The sequence below is a fragment of the Nitratireductor sp. L15S-10 genome, assembly GCF_045011005.1.
In the GTDB taxonomy this organism is placed as follows: Bacteria; Pseudomonadota; Alphaproteobacteria; order Rhizobiales; family Rhizobiaceae; genus Nitratireductor.
Genome location: NZ_CP120674.1, coordinates 1723834 through 1740150, shown reverse-complemented (window position 1 = coordinate 1740150; position 16317 = coordinate 1723834). Strand labels below are relative to the sequence as shown.

Annotated in this window: 15 protein-coding genes; 8 read left to right on the top strand and 7 right to left on the bottom strand. The window is 60.2% G+C overall.

Annotation, left to right across the window (positions count from 1 at the left end; translation table 11 throughout):
• Window positions 1–62: 62 nt before the first annotated feature.
• Together P2W41_RS08305 and P2W41_RS08300 are read left to right on the top strand one after the other, a co-directional pair.
• Window positions 63–1019 carry a methyltetrahydrofolate cobalamin methyltransferase gene (locus P2W41_RS08305; RefSeq protein WP_404934828.1) on the top strand — a complete coding sequence of 319 codons (957 nt, stop codon included), beginning with the start codon at window positions 63–65 and terminating at the stop codon, window positions 1017–1019.
• A 71-nt stretch (window positions 1020–1090) separates the two neighbouring features.
• Window positions 1091–3148 carry an ASKHA domain-containing protein gene (locus P2W41_RS08300; RefSeq protein ID WP_404934827.1) on the top strand — a complete coding sequence of 686 codons (2058 nt, stop codon included), beginning with the start codon at window positions 1091–1093 and terminating at the stop codon, window positions 3146–3148.
• A gap of 36 nt (window positions 3149–3184) precedes the next feature.
• Here the strand turns inward: P2W41_RS08300 and ligD are convergent, their stop codons facing one another.
• On the bottom strand, window positions 3185–4102 hold the full coding sequence (gene ligD / locus P2W41_RS08295) for a non-homologous end-joining DNA ligase (RefSeq protein ID WP_404934826.1): 918 nt from the start codon (window positions 4100–4102) through the stop codon (window positions 3185–3187).
• A 47-nt stretch (window positions 4103–4149) separates the two neighbouring features.
• Window positions 4150–5049: a LysR substrate-binding domain-containing protein gene (locus tag P2W41_RS08290; RefSeq protein WP_292896272.1), complete on the bottom strand. Its 900-nt coding sequence runs from the start codon at window positions 5047–5049 to the stop codon at window positions 4150–4152.
• A 130-nt stretch (window positions 5050–5179) separates the two neighbouring features.
• Here P2W41_RS08290 and P2W41_RS08285 point away from each other — a divergent pair, with 130 nt between their 5' ends.
• From P2W41_RS08285 to P2W41_RS08265, 5 genes are all read left to right on the top strand, one after another.
• Window positions 5180–5362, top strand: a complete 183-nt coding sequence (locus P2W41_RS08285) for a hypothetical protein (RefSeq protein WP_292896274.1) — start codon at window positions 5180–5182, stop codon at window positions 5360–5362.
• 29 nt (window positions 5363–5391) lie between these two features.
• The gene (locus tag P2W41_RS08280) at window positions 5392–5523 is read left to right on the top strand and encodes a hypothetical protein (RefSeq protein ID WP_404934825.1); all 132 of its coding nucleotides are present in this window, start codon (window positions 5392–5394) and stop codon (window positions 5521–5523) included.
• A gap of 269 nt (window positions 5524–5792) precedes the next feature.
• Entirely contained in the window at window positions 5793–5933 is a 141-nt protein-coding gene (locus tag P2W41_RS08275; protein ID WP_292896276.1) for a hypothetical protein, read from the top strand.
• A gap of 219 nt (window positions 5934–6152) precedes the next feature.
• A complete protein-coding gene (locus P2W41_RS08270; protein WP_292896278.1) occupies window positions 6153–7151 on the top strand; it encodes a GlxA family transcriptional regulator in 999 nt (332 codons plus the stop codon).
• A gap of 80 nt (window positions 7152–7231) precedes the next feature.
• Entirely contained in the window at window positions 7232–7717 is a 486-nt protein-coding gene (locus tag P2W41_RS08265; protein ID WP_292896280.1) for an SRPBCC family protein, read from the top strand.
• Between the two features lie 6 nt (window positions 7718–7723).
• On the opposite strand, the gene P2W41_RS08260 is transcribed toward P2W41_RS08265, so the two are convergent.
• Both P2W41_RS08260 and P2W41_RS08255 read right to left on the bottom strand, forming a co-directional pair.
• Window positions 7724–8524 (bottom strand): DUF1194 domain-containing protein, encoded by an 801-nt coding sequence (locus P2W41_RS08260; protein ID WP_404934824.1) that lies wholly within the window; start codon window positions 8522–8524, stop codon window positions 7724–7726.
• A 149-nt stretch (window positions 8525–8673) separates the two neighbouring features.
• Window positions 8674–11193: an FAD-dependent oxidoreductase gene (locus tag P2W41_RS08255; RefSeq protein ID WP_404934823.1), complete on the bottom strand. Its 2520-nt coding sequence runs from the start codon at window positions 11191–11193 to the stop codon at window positions 8674–8676.
• 229 nt (window positions 11194–11422) lie between these two features.
• On the opposite strand from P2W41_RS08255, the gene P2W41_RS08250 reads away from it, so the two are divergent.
• Window positions 11423–13150 (top strand): hypothetical protein, encoded by a 1728-nt coding sequence (locus P2W41_RS08250; protein WP_404934822.1) that lies wholly within the window; start codon window positions 11423–11425, stop codon window positions 13148–13150.
• Window positions 13151–13323: 173 nt separating this feature from the next.
• Here the strand turns inward: P2W41_RS08250 and P2W41_RS08245 are convergent, their stop codons facing one another.
• From P2W41_RS08245 to P2W41_RS08235, 3 genes are read right to left on the bottom strand one after another with little or no spacing between them, the layout of a single operon-like run.
• A complete protein-coding gene (locus P2W41_RS08245) occupies window positions 13324–14751 on the bottom strand; it encodes an aspartate aminotransferase family protein (protein WP_404934948.1) in 1428 nt (475 codons plus the stop codon).
• 54 nt (window positions 14752–14805) lie between these two features.
• Window positions 14806–15813: an NAD-dependent epimerase/dehydratase family protein gene (locus P2W41_RS08240; protein WP_404934821.1), complete on the bottom strand. Its 1008-nt coding sequence runs from the start codon at window positions 15811–15813 to the stop codon at window positions 14806–14808.
• Window positions 15810–16247, bottom strand: coding sequence for an EamA family transporter (locus P2W41_RS08235; RefSeq protein WP_292896290.1), 438 nt, complete (start codon window positions 16245–16247; stop codon window positions 15810–15812). Before P2W41_RS08235 ends, P2W41_RS08240 begins: the two co-directional genes overlap by 4 nt.
• Window positions 16248–16317 lie beyond the last annotated feature (70 nt).

The following is a 16317-nucleotide window of genomic DNA, read 5'->3' as shown; positions in this document are numbered from 1 at the left end:
GAACCCGTAGGCATCAACGATCATCTGCATGGAAGCCCGCCATGCCCTAAGGAGGATGTTAAATGACCCGAACCATCGTCGCCTCTGCGAGCCGCGAAGTCGTGATCGGCTTCGACCAGCCATTCTGCGTGATCGGTGAGCGCATCAACCCGACAGGGCGCAGGAAGCTCGCTGCGGAAATGGTGGTGGGCAACTTCGACACGGTCAAAAGCGATGCACTGGCTCAGGTCGCAGCCGGCGCCACGATGCTCGACGTGAATGCCGGCGTCACGGCAGTCGACCCCAACGCCACGGAACCCGGCCTGCTCGTTCAGACCCTTGAGATCGTGCAGGACTTGGTCGATGTCCCGCTTTCCATCGATTCCTCGGTGTCTGCCGCCATTGAGGCAGCGCTGAAGGTTGCCAGAGGCAGACCCCTGGTCAATTCGGTCACCGGCGAGGAAGAAAAGCTCGAAGCCATCCTGCCGCTGATCAGGAAGTACGACGTGCCTGTGGTCGCGATCTCCAATGACGAAACCGGGATTTCCGAAGACCCCGATATACGCTTCGAGGTTGCGAAAAAAATCGTCCAGCGCGCCGCCGACCATGGCATTCCTGCCCACGACATCGTCGTGGACCCTCTGGTCATGCCCATCGGTGCCATGGGCACGGCGGGGCAGCAGGTCTTTCGTCTCCTGCGCCGCCTGCGCGAGGAATTGAAGGTCAACACCACCTGCGGCCTGTCAAACATCTCCTTTGGCCTTCCGCACCGGCACGGCATCAATGCGGGCTTCATCCCCATGGTGATCGGGGCCGGCATGACCAGCGCCATCATGAACCCCTGCCGTCCACAGGAGATGGAAATGGTGCGCGCGGCCAATGTGCTGAACGGAACGGATCCCAACTGTCAGAACTGGATCATGACCTATCGCGATCACCAGCCCGCCGCATCCGGCGAGGCGGTAGCGGCCGCTGCAGCCCCCGCTTCCTCCGGCGGGCGGCGGCGCGGCGGTCGCGATGCACGTCGAGCACGGGGGTGAGAGAGTGTTGATTGCGTCCACGAACCGCCCTGCGCCTGCCGGCATCTCCTGCCTGACAAACAGGCCTCGCCATGAATGACGATCCCCTCGTCCTCTTCATGCCGTCTGGCAAACGCGGGCGATTCCCAAGAGGCACGACCGTGCTCGACGCCGCGCGGCAGCTCGGTGTCTATGTGGAGAGCGTATGCGGCGGACGTGCCACCTGCGGGCGGTGCCAGATAGAGGTGCAGGAAGGTCATTTCGCCAAGCACAAGATCTCTTCATCCCCGGACCACGTCTCCCCGCTCGGCGCCAAGGAAGTCCGATACGCTGAAAAGCGCGTGCTGCCGCCGGGCCGCCGCCTTTCCTGCTCCGCCACCATCGAGGGCGATCTGGTGGTGGATGTGCCGCAGGACGCCGTGATCAATGCGCAGATTGTGCGCAAGGATGCGGATACCCGGGTCATCGAGCGGCGCCCGGCCGTGCACCTTTGCTATGTCGAGGTTGAAGAACCCGACATGCACAGGCCGCTCGGCGACCTCGACAGGCTGAAAACCGCTCTGCAGAGAGACTGGAGCTTTGACCGAATCGAGGTGGACGCGCATCTCCTGCCACAGTTGCAGGCGATATTGCGCCAGGGAGCATGGGCTGTGACAGCAGCCCTGCATCAGGGCGCTGATAACGGCATTGCCCGGCTCATTGCCCTGTGGCCAGGCCTGAAGAATGAAGCCTACGGCCTTGCCTGCGACATCGGCTCCACCACCATCGCCATGCATCTCGTGTCGCTTCTGTCAGGCCGCATCGTCGCCTCGGCCGGCGCATCGAACCCGCAGATCCGCTTTGGCGAAGACCTTATGAGTCGGGTCTCCTACGTGATGATGAATCCGGATGGACGCGAGGCAATGACCCGCGCCGTGCGCCAGGAAATCTCGAAACTCGTGCAGAAGGTCGCCGATGATGGCAGCATCGAGCGAAGCGATATTCTGGACGCCGTCTTTGTCGCCAACCCGATCATGCACCATCTGTTTCTGGGCATCGACCCGACGGAACTTGGTGGAGCGCCCTTCGCGCTGGCCGTTTCCGGTGCGGTCAGACTCAAAGGCGACGACTTGAAGCTCAACCTAAATCCGGGCGCACGAACCTATCTCCTGCCCTGCATTGCCGGCCATGTGGGAGCCGACGCGGCTGCCGTCACCCTTTCGGAAGGCCCGCATCGGCAGGATGAAATGATGCTGATCGTCGATGTGGGGACCAATGCCGAGATCGTCCTTGGCAACAGGAACCGTGTGGTCGCCGCATCCTCCCCCACCGGCCCGGCCTTCGAGGGTGCGGAAATCTCCTCAGGCCAGCGCGCTGCCCCTGGTGCCATCGAACGTGTGCGCATCGACCGTCATACGCTCACCCCGCGTTTCCGCGTGATCGGCAGCGAACTCTGGTCGGACGAACCGGGTTTTCCCGCTTCGCTCGGCCAGACCGGCGTCACCGGCATCTGCGGCTCGGGCATTATCGAAGTGGTCGCGGAGATGTATCTCGCCGGCATCATTTCCGAAGATGGCGTAGTGAATGGTGCGCTGGCGGACCGCAGCTCACGCATCGTCGCCGAGGGACGCACATTTTCCTACGTGCTTTGCGAAACCGGACCGCGCATCACTGTCACCCAGAATGATGTGCGGGCCATCCAGCTTGCCAAGGCCGCGCTCTATGCCGGCATCAGACTTCTGATGGAAAAGCAGGGTGTGAAGACCGTCGACACGATTCGCTTTGCCGGCGCCTTCGGCTCCTTCATCGACCCGCAATACGCCATGGTTCTGGGTCTCATTCCCGATTGCGATCTCGCGCGGGTCTCAGCAGTGGGAAACGCTGCCGGAACAGGTGCACGCATGGCGTTGCTCAACCGCAATCACCGCCGCGAAATTGAAGAGACAGTCGGGCGGATCGAAAAAATCGAAACGGCCCTGGAGCCGAAATTTCAGGAGCATTTCGTCCACGCAATGGCGCTTCCCAACAAGGTCGACCCGTTTCCGAAACTGGCCGAACAGGTGCAGCTCCCTCCCCGCTTGATGTCAGACGCCACAACCGACGAAACAGGTCACGCGCGTCCTCGCCGTCGCTCCCGTGAGGAGCGGGCGGCACGAAGGCGGCAGCATTAGCAAGACGCGCCAACGGATGCCAAACGCCACGGACCATTACGATAGGTCCTGCACCCGGGCCACGGCTTTCAGCATGTTATCGGTGATAGACTGGCGCCAGCCGGTGCTTTCCGCCCAGGGATCCGCAGCCGTCAACCGCTCGGCCATAGAGGCCAGCTTGAACGCATTGGACGAAGCAATGGTCTGAAGCTCGCGCCAGGAGACAGGCGTTGCCACCGGCGCTCCGGGCTTTGCCCGCGTCGAATATGGTGCGATGGCCGTGGCGGAGCGCTCGTTGCGCAGCCAGTCGACAAAGACCCGCCCCTCCCGCTTGGCTTTCGATGCTTCCGCCAGAAACCGCTCAGGCTCGTCTTCGGAGAGACGCTTCGCAAACCCTCTGGCGAAATCCTTGACATCAGGCCACTCCCGGCGTCGCTCCAGCGGCGCGATGACATGGATACCCTTGCCTCCTGTCAGAAGAGGCACCGTGCGCAGGCCGAGATCGGCCAGCCGATCACGCACCGAAAATGCGGCGCTTCGAACCGCATTGAAATCGAGTTCCTGGTCCGGATCCAGGTCGAAGACCAGTCGATCGGGGGACTCAAGACGGTCAACACGCGAACCCCAGATATGGAATTCAAGCGTGCTCATCTGCACCGCAGAGATCACGCCGCTCATATCGTCGATGTAAAGATACTCATCCTTCTCGCCGCTTTTCTCGGCGATCATCAGGCGCCGTACCGTTTCGGGAAATCCTTTCGCGCCATGGCGTTGGAAGAAGCAGGGATTGTCCCGCCCGTCCGGGCAACGCACGAGACTGACAAGGCGCTTTTTGATATGCGGAAGCATGCGCGTTCCTGCATGCTCGTAGTAGCGCGCCAGATCACTTTTGGTCGTGCCAACCTCTTCGAACAGGACTTTATCCGGGCTCGACAGAGATACACCGCCGATCTGCAACCGATTGTCCGAACTCATCTGCACCGGCCTCCAGCTTGTTTAGGCCCCGACCGCGCGCGTTTCGTTCAAAACCGACCGGATTCGCTGAAAATGTCGAAAGTCGAGCGAATATGGTCGGCCGCAGCCCGCACAGGCGCCGAGGCATCGGGAGCAACGACCATGCCGATGTGATAGTTGCATAACTTGGGCAACCCGTCTTTCGGGCCAAGTTCCACGAGATCGTCCCGCAGGAAGGATTTGGGCAGCGGGGCGATGGCGAGATCCGACAGGATCGCAGCCCGCTGGCCGGCCGTGTGAGCGCTCATGTAGGCGATACGGTAATCGCGGCCATCATTTTCCATGGCGGAAAGCGCGCCGGCGCGCCAGGCGCATCCTTCCTCCCAGAGGGACAGCGGCAGCGGTTCACGCAGATGAGCGCAACCACCCTTGGCGCCAGCCCAGACGATGGGTTCGGTGAAGACGATCTGAACACTGCTGTCTTCAGATCCTTCAGTGCAGGTGAGAAGTGTAAGGTCGAGCTGCCGGTTGGCCATGCGCTTGCGCAGGTTCGCGCTCTGGTCGATGACCACATCAACGGCAATGGAAGGGTGGGTTTCTGCAAAGCGTTTGAGAACGCGGGGTAAGATGCGCTCGCCATAATCGTCTGGCGATCCTAATCGAACGATGCCGCTGATATCGGGCATGACGAACTTGGAAACCGCTTCCCGGTTCAGGGCCAGCAATCTCCTTGCATAGTTCAATAATAACTCACCATCTGCTGTGAGCGACACCGATCGCGCATCGCGCTGGAAGACCGAGCGTCCTAACATTTCCTCGAGCTTCTTGATCTGCATGGAAACGGCTGAGGGCGTCCGGAAAACCGCGTTGGATGCTGCGGTGAAGCTGCCGGTCTCGGCGATCGCGACAAAGGTGCGCAGAACGTCGAGCTCCAATAAGGGCATCGGATGATTGAGGGGGGCGTTCATGCCGTTCTCCATTCAATAAATTTGAACAAAAGGATCATTCGATTGTGTTTGATTGAACATCAACCTTGCGGCATAGTCAACCTTGTCAGGCGATGACGTCTGGCAAGCAGCCAGACAGAGGAGAAGGACAATGTCTGTATTCACACGCATGAACCAGTATGTCCGCCACTACCGGACAGCTTTGAACCGTCGGCGGACCGAGCGTCTGATCGACACGCTTCCTGCAGAAATCCGCAAGGATATCGGTTGGCCCGCACACTATACTGGCATCCAGTCCGACGGACAGGACAACCGCAGCATATCCCGTTTCTGAAGGCACGTCCTGGCAAGGAGGAGTGTGGAATGACATTGCTGACAAAGGCCCTGAAGGCCGTGCGCGATTTCGCGATCGAATTCGATGCAATGACCCATCACGCGAAATATGGCACTCACCCCACGGAGAAGCCCAGGCCATCTGGCCGGTGCTCACACTGATATGAGAGCAAAAGCCACGCGCTTACGCGCAGCCCATCATAAATCAGGCTGACCCCGACCCGCATGTCGGGGTCTTTTTTTTGCAAACCTGGCGCTGCAGACCACGTGGATGTCGCTTTTTCTAACGTGCACTTCGCATTTTCCATCTCCCCGACGGCCCGCAAGCGATAACTTACCGCTATCGAACGAGCGACCCCACTCCATCATGCATGAGAAGGCGCTTGGTGAGAGCCGATTGTCTTTCGATAAACGTGTCTTTGGAGCGCAGAATGAAGCTTTTTGCCCGCTTTATACGCCGTCAACGAGGCTCGAACCCGAACACGGTGTTCGCCCGTCAGCGGTTCGGCAAGACGATGCCGGGTGAGACCGGCGCACTCGCCGCTTCTCGGTTCGGTTTTCTCGTCAACTGACCGATCGATCCATCTCAGGCCTTGGTGAACGACCACAGTGCCACACCGGCGCGGTGGAGAAGAGCGTTTACGCACGCGGCACGTCGGCAACAATCGCAAGTGCCAGTAAAACGCGCCCAGCGCGACCTCCCGGATTGACAGAAAACCCGTTTCCTGATGACGCTTGGATGACAGCGACCTGACCCGGGAAGCGGGCGTCATGTGCGATCGGGAGGCACCATGCCGGGCGAGAACCATCATAAACGGTCAATCGTTTTCTTTCTCATCCCCGACTTCACCATGATGGCTTTCTCGGCGGCCCTGGAACCTTTGCGAACTGCCAACCGCATGGCCGGCCATGAAGCCTATACGTGGCGACTGGCAAGCAGCGACGGAGCCCCCGTACGAGCATCGAACGGCGTGGAGGTGGCCGTCGGGTCTTCTCTCGCAGCCGAACGGCAGAAGATGGTCGGGCATGAGCGGCCCTCGATGGTCATCGTCTGCGGCGGCCTCAACATCGAGGATTACAACAACAAGACCGTATTTGCCTGGTTGCGTGAGGAGTACAATCGCGGCGTCGCCATTGGTGGGCTGTGCACGGCGGCCTATGTCCTGGCCGGAGCCGGCCTACTCACGGACCGGCGTTGCGCGATCCACTGGGAAAACCTGCCAGGTTTCGCCGAACGATACCCCCGCGCCAACGTATTCGCCGACCTTTTCGAGACAGAGGCGAATATCTACACCTGCGCCGGTGGCACAGCGGCAATGGACATGATGCTGAAACTGATCGGCGAGGATTTCGACGAGAGCCTGATCAACCGTGTCTGCGAACAATTGTTGACGGATCGCGTCCGTAGTCCCTCCGACCGTCAGCGCCTGCCGCTCAGAGCCCGGCTTGGCGTTCAGAACTCCAAGGTGCTGACCATCATCGAATTGATGGAGGCCAACCTGGCCGAACCGCTTTCACTGGTACAGATCGCGGAGAATGTCGGCCTCTCGCGCCGCCAGATCGAGCGGCTGTTCCGGCAGGAGATGGGACGTTCTCCTGCACGCTACTATCTGGAAATCCGGCTCGACCGGGCCCGCCACCTCCTGATCCAGTCCTCCTTGCCCGTGGTGGAAGTTGCCGTCGCCTGCGGCTTCGTCTCGGCTTCACATTTCTCCAAATGCTACCGCGAACTCTACGCCCGCTCCCCCCAGCAGGAACGCGCTGACCGCAAGCAGCTTCTCGTCGCTTGACCAAAAAACGGATCGCTCGTGTCGGAGCGGAGGCGCGCCATTCGTCCTCGCAGCATAGACAACCAATGGGAAGCACCACAATGACCACGACAATCGACGTCACACCGTCCGCCGAAAACGAACTGGTTCTTGCGCGCATCATCGACGCGCCGCGCGAGAAAATCTTCCGTGCCTGGACCGAGCCGGAGATCCTCAGGCAATGGTTCGTGCCAAAGCCCTGGACCATCTCGAAGGTGGAGATGGATGTCCGCCCGGGTGGCTCCAGTCTTGTCGTCATGAGGGACCCCGATGGCAACGAGTATCCCAATCCCGGCGTGTTTCTTGAGGTGATCGAGAACGAGAAGATCGTAACGACCGATGCGTTCACCGAGGCCTGGAAGCCCTCACAAAAGCCCTTCATGACCATGATACTTACCCTGGAAGATGCAGGCGAAGGCAAAACACGCTACATCGCCAGGGCGCGGCACTGGAACGCGGACGATGTCGAAGCCCACGAGAAGATGGGCTTCCATGAGGGATGGGGCCAATGCGCCGAGCAGCTTGAGGAAATCGCCTCCAGACTGTAAGCGCCGTCAGGGGTCGCGCCACATCCAGGAGCGATCCCGCCACATCTTTTCACCGACAAGACAGTCGTAGGCACTGTGAAACTGGGCAAGCACCACCTGCGGTTCGTGCTTTTTCGCGTCGGCCAGTTCCAGTACCAGTTTGCGCCGAATGGCTTCGGGAAACTGTGACCACTCATTGACCGGGACGACAAAAGCGCCCGGCCCTCCGATCACGCAGTTTCGATAATAGGTATCGAGATCCTTGACGTCGAAACTGGTGGTCAGCCCCCCATTGGTCATCAGGGGCAGACCGTTGATGGTGATGCCCATATCCACCAGCCGGTCGCGTGCCGGTACCACCGGGCCGCCCTGGTTGTTGGGACCATCACCGGAAACATCCACCACACGGCGCAGCCCCCGGAACCCGCTTTCAGCCAACAGATCACCCGCAAAATCGAGCGCGCCCGAAATGGAAGTCCGCCGCGCACTGCTAGGGGGATTGGCCGACAATTGGTCGGCCACCCTCCGGGCATCGTCGGCAGAGGCAATCCGCGTCCAGGGTATGATGATCCGCTGGGAAAAGTGGCCTGCCCATTCAAAATAGGTCACGGCAATCTTTCCGTGCAGCCCGCTTAAAATGGCATTGACGACATCGTCGTGAACAAGGGCTTCTGCATAACCGCGGCGCTGTATCTCCAGTTCGCCTGACGACATGGACAGCGAGACATCGACAGCCAGAACGAGCTGGACATCAACGATTTCCTGAGCCGTCGCTGGCGGTGGGTCAGCAAAAAAAGCGCCAAGAAACCCCGCGAAAGCAGCAATCATGCCGCTTCTATAAAATCGCCGAGCCTTTGTTGACCTGCGCATGGCTCAGTGTAGCGCATGATCACTCGCGCACAAATCCCGCAATTTGGCGTAATCGCCCAGCGTCTGGCTCCCCTGAAGAAGAAGTGCAAAGCACGACTTGCAATTCGCTAGCCGTCAGCGCGCAAGGCGGTATTCTCCGGGTCGAACGGGCTTTCTCCGATCACCTTTGCCGGATGGAGCTTGCCCAGAATCCTGATTTCCAGCTCAGTCCCTGGCGCGGCATGCGCGGGGCGCACCATGGCGAGCGCCAGGCTTTTGCCCACCCGCCATCCATAGCTGCCGTGGGTGGCGCGCCCGACCAGTTCTCCTGCCTTGTAGATGGCCTCATTGCCGCGTGCGTCTGCATCAACCACACCACCCACCTCAAGGGTGACGTAGTTCCAGTTGAGGCCTTTCTCGCGCTGTTTGAGAAGTGCCGCACGACCGATGAAATCCCCCTTGTCGGTATGGACGAAACGGTCGAGCCCGCTCTCCCACGCCGTGTATTCGATGGAGAGTTCGCGCGGAATGAGACGATAACTCTTTTCGATGGCCATTGCCGTCATGGCGCGAATGCCGAAGGGCTTGATGCCGAATTCCGTGCCTGCCTCCATGACAAGATCGAAGATCAGGTTCTGCTGCTCGATGGGATGGTGCAACTCCCAGCCAAGCTCACCGACAAAATTCACGCGCAGCGCATGGGCGCTCGCCCGCCCGATGGAGACCTCCTTCCCCGAAAGCCAGGGGAACGCCGCGTTCGAGAGGTCCGCGCGGGTGAGCCTGCGCAACACGTCCCGGCTTTTCGGCCCGGCCAGAACGAACACACCATATTGCTGCGTCATTGGCCGCAGAGCAACGGACCCGTCCTCGGGAGCAAGCTTGAAAAGAACATCATGGTCATGCGTCTCATAGGCGCCGGCGGACACCAGATAGAACCGGCCCGGCTTCCATTCATAAACGGTAAACTCCGAGCGCACCCCGCCATTCTTCGTGAGCAGATGGCACAGCGCCACACGTCCCCGTTTCTTCGGGATACGATTGGCGAAAATACTGTCGAGCCAGGCCCTTGCGCCGGGTCCCGAAACCTCGATCTTGGCGAAGGCCGACATGTCGAGAAGCCCGGCATTCTCGTGGACGTTCCTGACCTCATCACCGACATGTTCAAAATAGTTGGAGCGCCGGAACGACCATTTCTCTACGACACGGCCATCCGCAAGCGCCGGCGCGTGATTGTGCTTCAAAAGCACGTCCGCACCAACCCCAAGTTCGCTTTCCGGCACCGCATAGCCTGCCGGCGCAAACCAGTTGGGCCGCTCCCACCCGTAAACGGAACCGAACACCGCACCGAGCCGCTTCATCCGCTCATAGGCCGGCGTGGTTTTCAGCGGCCGCGCGGCCGGGCGCTCCTCATCCGGGTAATGCACGGTGAAGACGTTGGCATAGGCCTCCTCGTTCTTCTCGCGCAGATAGCCCTCGGTGGCATAGGGGCCGAAACGGCGCGGGTCGACGCCCATCATGTCGATTGACGGTTCGCCCTCCACGATCCATTCGGCAAGCTGCCAGCCGGCACCACCAGCTGCCGTGACCCCGAATGAATGCCCCTCGTTGAGCCAGAAATTTTTCAGGCCCGGCGCCGGACCGATGATCGGCGAACCGTCGGGCGTATAGGCGATGGCACCGTTGTAGATCTTCTTGATCCCCACCTCGCCAAAGGCCGGAACACGCGCAATCGCCGTTTCCACATAAGGCATGAGACGTTCCAGATCCTCCTGAAACAGCTCGTATTCGCTGTCATCGGTCGGCCCGTCCACATAGCAGCAAGGCGCGCCAACCTCATAGGGACCGAGCAGGAGACCGCCATTCTCCTCACGCATATACCAGGAGGAATCGCTCTCGCGCAGGACGCCCATCTCCGGCAGCCCCGCTTTCCTGCGCGCGACAATGGCCGGGTGCGGCTCGGTGACGATATACTGATGCTCGACCGGGATCACCGGCACGTCGAGCCCGACCATGGCGCCCGTCCTGCGGGCGAAATTGCCGGTGCATGAGATAACATGCTCGCAGGCAATCCCGCCCTTGTCGGTGGTCACCGTCCACGATCCATCTGCCTCCTGTGTGATCGCCGTCACCGCGGTGTGCCGGTAAATCGTGGCGCCAAGATCGCGCGCGCCCTTTGCCAGCGCCTGCGTCAGATCCGCAGGCTGGATATACCCGTCGTCGGGATGCTGGATCGCACCGAGCAGCCCGTCCGTCTCGCAAAGCGGCCAGATCTCCTTCACCTGATCGGGCGTGAGAACATTGACGGGAATGCCGATGGTTTCTGCAATGCCGGCATAATACATATACTCGTCCCAGCGGTCCTTCGTGCGCGCCAGACGAATATTGGAGCATCGCGTGAAACCGACATTCATGCCGGTTTCCTCCTGAAGCTCCTGATAGAATTTCACCGAGTATTTGTGGATCTGCCCGACCGAGTAACTCATGTTGAACAGTGGCAACAGGCCGGCGGCATGCCAGGTGGAGCCCGATGTCAGTTCCTTGCGCTCGATCAGAACCGCATCCGACCAGCCCTTTTTGGCCAGGTGATAGAGCGTGGAAACGCCCACCACACCGCCACCGATGACAACCGCGCGCGCCTGCGTTTTCATACTGCCACTCCCTCGTCGCTCCGGCCCGATCACGCAGGCAGGATGTCGCCCCTGATCCGAAACGATCCTAGTCTGCCGAAGACCGGCGTTCTTTGCCTGAATGCGACATCGCCGAAACGGCCCGCGCCATTAAGCAAAACGCTTGTTTTGCCCGGTCGATTAACTTCTTTTCACCGCCTGTCCGGTAAAACCGGCCTCAACGGCAGGATGTTTGTTTGCGGGGACACACATGACAATGGCGGTCGAACACACATCAACGGTGAAGCGGCGCGGATGGCTGACGAGCCCGGTGTCAGTTCTCGCCATGGTGGCGTTCGTCATGATGGTGTTTCTCGCCCTGCCCGTTAATGTGCCAATCGGCCCCATGTACTGGGACCTCTTTATTTACTTCGACGCTGCCAACAGGCTCTTCTCCGGTCAGGTGCCGGCCACGGATTTCTTCGCGCCGGTAGGGCCGCTCGGTTATTATCTGTTCGCTGGCGGCGTGAAACTCTTTGCCAGCGCGCAGCCGCTGCTTCTTGTCCACTGGTCTCTCTTTGTAGTCACCGCCCCGCTGATGGCGGTGGCGCTCTGGCAGGTGGATCAAAAATCGCGCGCGACGGCGTTAGCGCTGCTCCTGCCATTTCTTGTCTTCGCGATCCTGCCTTTCAACACACGGGAGTTCTACTCATTCCCCGGTTCGGACGGGTTCGGCATTTACAACAGGCAGGTCTGCCAGCTTCTCTACGTGCTCATCGTGGCTCTCATCTATCTGCGCGACCAGCGTCTCCTGCTCATCTCCATCGTGGCCGGCATGTCCGGGCTTTTCCTGACAAAGATCACCGGTTTCGTGTCAGGCGGTTTGCTTTGCGCCTTTGCCTTTGCTGCAGGTCGACTGTCGCTGCGAACCGCTGTCACCTCCGCCGTCCTGTTCCTTGGCATACTCGGCATCCTGGAAATCTCGAGCGGTTTCACCCTCAACTATTTCGCCGATATCCTGGCACTGGTGGTGATGAACGAGGGAAGCCTTCTGCCGCGTTTCCTTCAGGCTGCGTCCCACACATTCGGCATTGTCGCTCCGGCAGGTCTTCTCGCGCTCGCTCTGCTCTTCCACGATCGCGCCCACCTCCTGGAAAAGCTTCGCTCGGGAAGCTTCCCGGGCATTGCTCGCGTCATCGACCATGAAGCGTTCTGGATCGTGGCGGTGCTCATCGCCGGCATTTTCTTCGAGACCCAGAACACAGGAAGCCAGGCGCTCATCTTCATATGGCCCGCAGTTCTGCCCGCCCTCACCCGGCTCTGGCAGACCGAAACGGCGCGCGGCCCGGCCTTTCTCGCCGCCGCCGCCCTTGCCGCTGCCGCAGCACTCCCGCCATTGGTCAACACGATGGAGCGCGCGGCCCGCACATATATCGGCGCGATCAAGAACGTGGAGCTGCCAAACCGCAATCTGAAAACGCTGGGTCGCGTCAACATGCGCCCCGAGGTCCTTCGCCGCTCCGAAAAGATGCTCGATTTTTACGTCCGGCACCGCGAGACCTATGCCGACTTCATTCGCATTCAGGAACTGCCGGCCTATATGTACTATTCGGAATTCGATTTTCAGGCAGCGCATCTTCTCGCCATTGACGGGGCCATGGACGCAATCCGTGAACTGGAAGCCGAACAGGGCATCAGGTTCGAAACCATCCTCAACCTCAATTTCGTCAACCCCTTCCCCTGGCTTCTCGACCGTCAGGCGCCCCTGCATGTGGCCATCGGCGCCGATCCGACACGCGCCGTCCCCCCGCCGGACACCGACGCGCTGGAAGCCGTCCGCCAGACGGATCTGATCCTGCACCCCACCTGCCCGCTGACCACGGCCAATGCGGATCTTCTGAAGATCTACGCACCTGCCATGCAGGAGCACGAGCGTATCACCCTGAACCAGTGCTTCGACGCCTATCTCAGCCCAGAGATGGCAGACCGGATCGAATAGGCACGGCAGCTCTTTCAAAGCCGGGCGCACGCCCCTCATTCGCCTGCCTGCACCATCGCAGGCAAAAAAAAAGGCCGGGACAAGCCCGGCCAGTTGTCGCGCGAGAGGCGCTATTCTTAAACTTTTCAGAGCCTTGAAAGGCGATCCGGACTCATTCTCTCAAAAGCCGGCGCTCACTTCACCTGGCTTTTGACGAAATCCTTCACGATGGAAACCACGCCGCGCCCAAGCAGCGAGTCCAGCGAATCCACCAGCTTGTCCACATGCTGGGGCTGCATGATCAGCGGCGGCAGCAGACGAATGACATTGCGGTTGTATTCGGTGAAGGCCACCAGCACATCATAATCCCGCAGGAGCAGCGCGCCCACAAAGCCCGAAAGCGAGCCCTTGAGCTTGTCATCCAGCATGCCGACCACCGGGCGCAGAACCGCCGGGAGCGTCTGTGAGAAATCGTGGAATTCGAGTCCGACCATGCAGCCACGGCCGCGAATGTCTTTGATGATGCGCGGATATTTGTCCTTCAGCGCGTTGAGCCGCGCCACCAGATAGGCGCCCGTGCTTTCGGCATTCTCCATCAGCGCTTCGTCATAAAGCACATTGGTACCCTCGATGGCCGTGGCACAGGCTTCGCCGATGCCGCCAAACGTCGCCATGGCGTGGATCATGGCGGTCTTCGGGGTGCCATAGGCCTTCATGTAGATCTCGCGCCTGGCGATCATCGCGGCCATGGCAGCCTTGCCGGCACCCAGCGACTTGGCGAGTGCCGTGATGTCCGGCACCACGTCATAATGCTCGAACGCGTAGAATCGACCCGTGCGCCCATAGCCGCACTGAACCTCGTCTGCCACCCAGATGACGCCATACTGGTCGCAGAGCTGGCGCAGCTTCTGCCAGAATTCACGCGGCGCCTCGTTGATGCCGCCGCCGCCCTGCACGGTTTCAAGAACGATCGAGCCGATCTCGGGATCGGTACGGAAAGCCGTCTCGATGGCGTCGATATCGCCGAAGGGCACACGCACCGTATTGTCCGTCAGGCGAAACTCGGCGCGGTAGAGATTGCCATCGGTAATGGTGAGAACGCCCTTTGTCTTGCCGTGGAACGAATTCTCCGCATAAACGACCTTCGGCCGCTTGGGACCGGCAGCGCGTTCAGCAAGCTTGATGGCAGATTCCATCGCCTCTGAGCCGGAAGAACCGAGGAAAACCATGTCGAGTTCGCCCGGCGAGCAGGCGGCCAGATTGGCGGCCAGAGCCGTCGCATACTGCGACATGAAGGCGATGGCGATCTCGTGGCGCTTCTCATCCTGGAATTTCTTGCGCGCCTCGAGAATACGCGGATGATTGTGGCCGAAGGCCAGCGAACCGAAACCGCCGAAGAAGTCGAGGATCTTTCGACCGTTTTGGTCGATATAATACATCCCCTCCGCGCTCTCGATCTTGATCTTGTGGAAGCCCAGCAGCTTCATGAAATGAAGCTGGCCGGGGTTCAGATGCGCCTTGAACAGATCGGTCATCCGCTCAACGCTCAATCCCTTGGCATCGTCCACCGTCAGGAGGTCGGGCTTCACGATTGTCCTGGGCGCGAGTTCGGGTGCATCCATCACGGGCCTTGCCCCTTTCGTCTCAGTCTTTGTCACGACGGTCATGGCGACCTCCTATTCGGCCGGAACCTGGCTGGCGCCAACGGCCTGCCCGGATTTCTTGGCACGATATTCATCATAGGCGGCGATCAGCATGTCGCCGTCATTATATTGCGGCACCCAGCCGAGATCGCGCTCGCCCTTGGAAACGTCGAGCACGCACATCTCGTCGGCGATCAGATATTGTTCGGGATCCATCAGCGGCATGTTCATCCAGTCCAGAAGATCCAGAGTGCGCTTCACGGCCCAGCCCGGCGTGGGCAGAAGCAGGGATTTCGAGCCCGCATGCTTGACGAGATCGCCAAGCAGCTTGCGCACCGGCGGCGGGTTGAGCGAGCCGAGATTATAGGCCTCGTTCGGCACGCCTGCCTTCCACGCAAGGCGCGCGGCTTCCGCGCAGTCGAACACGGAGATGAACTGGTAGGGGTTCTTGCCTGCACCGATCATCGGCACCGGCAGGTTCATGTCAACCAGCTTGAAGAGCTTTTCCAGAATGCCCAGACGTCCCGGCCCGATGATGAGGCGCGGGCGGAACAGCGAGATGTTCATACCGCGCTTGCGCCATTCTGCCGCCAGCACTTCGGTGTCGAGCTTGGACTGGCCGTATTCGCCGAGCGGCGAAACCGGGTGATCCTCGGTCATCGGATAGGTCACGGTGTGGCCGTAGATCATGTCGGTTGTGAAGTGGACGAGGTTTTTGGCCCCCGCCTTGTCCATCGCCTCGATGATGTTGACCGTGCCGTGATAATTCACCGGATAGAAAAAATCATGCCGCTTGGCGCGCACCTGGATTGGCGAAAGCATCTTGGCCGAAAGATTGTAGACCATGTCGCCGGCCTTCATACCCACCGCCTTGATCGCCGAAGGGTCGGTCACATCGCAATGGACAAACTCCACCGTGCGGTAGTGCGGCAGGTCGCTCTTCACAATGTCGGCAACGATGACCTCTTCGCCATCGGCCACGAGCTTGGGGGCCAGGTGCCGGCCGACGAAGCCGTCACCGCCAAAAATGATATGTCTCATTGGATCATCGACCTTTCGGACTGAAGTTTGTCTTTTGCGAGCGCCGCCTGTTCTTCAGGCATTTCGCGGCCGCTCTGCGCGATCAGCACGGTGCCGACGCAGATCAGCGCGATGCCGGCGATGCGGTAGGCATTCAGGTCTTCCTTGAAGAGGAAGTAGGCGAACACCGCCACCGCCACATAGGCAAGGCTCAGAAACGGATAGGCGAAGGACAGCTCGACCTTGGAAAGCACATAGAGGTGCGAGGCCATGGAAATAACGAAGACGCACAGGCCCGCAAATATCCATGGGCTGAAGACGATCTGAAGGATCTTCAGGACCGGGTTGGTACCGGCAAAGCTCAAATCGCCGAGCGTCATCATGCCGTGTTTCAGCATGAGCTGCGCTGCCGCGTTGGTCATCACCGTGAAGAGTATGAAGGGTATGTATTTCATCGTGTCCCGCCCCTGTCCGTCATAGCGCCCGCTTGCAAACAAAGCGTGAAGCGCCGGAGAAAAATTGCAT

What these genes read in the sequence shown, in the direction of transcription:
- P2W41_RS08290 (WP_292896272.1), bottom strand. Translation starts at nt 5,049, where the DNA reads ATGAACGCCCCCCTCAATCATCCGATGCCCTTATTGGAGCTCGACGTT.
- P2W41_RS08305 (WP_404934828.1), top strand. Translation starts at nt 63, where the DNA reads ATGACCCGAACCATCGTCGCCTCTGCGAGCCGCGAAGTCGTGATCGGC.
- P2W41_RS08255 (WP_404934823.1), bottom strand. Translation starts at nt 11,193, where the DNA reads ATGAAAACGCAGGCGCGCGCGGTTGTCATCGGTGGCGGTGTGGTGGGC.
- P2W41_RS08275 (WP_292896276.1), top strand. Translation starts at nt 5,793, where the DNA reads ATGAAGCTTTTTGCCCGCTTTATACGCCGTCAACGAGGCTCGAACCCG.
- P2W41_RS08265 (WP_292896280.1), top strand. Translation starts at nt 7,232, where the DNA reads ATGACCACGACAATCGACGTCACACCGTCCGCCGAAAACGAACTGGTT.
- P2W41_RS08245 (WP_404934948.1), bottom strand. Translation starts at nt 14,751, where the DNA reads ATGGATGCACCCGAACTCGCGCCCAGGACAATCGTGAAGCCCGACCTC.
- P2W41_RS08280 (WP_404934825.1), top strand. Translation starts at nt 5,392, where the DNA reads ATGACATTGCTGACAAAGGCCCTGAAGGCCGTGCGCGATTTCGCGATC.
- P2W41_RS08285 (WP_292896274.1), top strand. Translation starts at nt 5,180, where the DNA reads ATGTCTGTATTCACACGCATGAACCAGTATGTCCGCCACTACCGGACA.
- P2W41_RS08300 (WP_404934827.1), top strand. Translation starts at nt 1,091, where the DNA reads ATGAATGACGATCCCCTCGTCCTCTTCATGCCGTCTGGCAAACGCGGG.
- P2W41_RS08240 (WP_404934821.1), bottom strand. Translation starts at nt 15,813, where the DNA reads ATGAGACATATCATTTTTGGCGGTGACGGCTTCGTCGGCCGGCACCTG.
- P2W41_RS08270 (WP_292896278.1), top strand. Translation starts at nt 6,153, where the DNA reads ATGCCGGGCGAGAACCATCATAAACGGTCAATCGTTTTCTTTCTCATC.
- P2W41_RS08250 (WP_404934822.1), top strand. Translation starts at nt 11,423, where the DNA reads ATGACAATGGCGGTCGAACACACATCAACGGTGAAGCGGCGCGGATGG.
- ligD (WP_404934826.1), bottom strand. Translation starts at nt 4,102, where the DNA reads ATGAGTTCGGACAATCGGTTGCAGATCGGCGGTGTATCTCTGTCGAGC.
- P2W41_RS08260 (WP_404934824.1), bottom strand. Translation starts at nt 8,524, where the DNA reads ATGATTGCTGCTTTCGCGGGGTTTCTTGGCGCTTTTTTTGCTGACCCA.
- P2W41_RS08235 (WP_292896290.1), bottom strand. Translation starts at nt 16,247, where the DNA reads ATGAAATACATACCCTTCATACTCTTCACGGTGATGACCAACGCGGCA.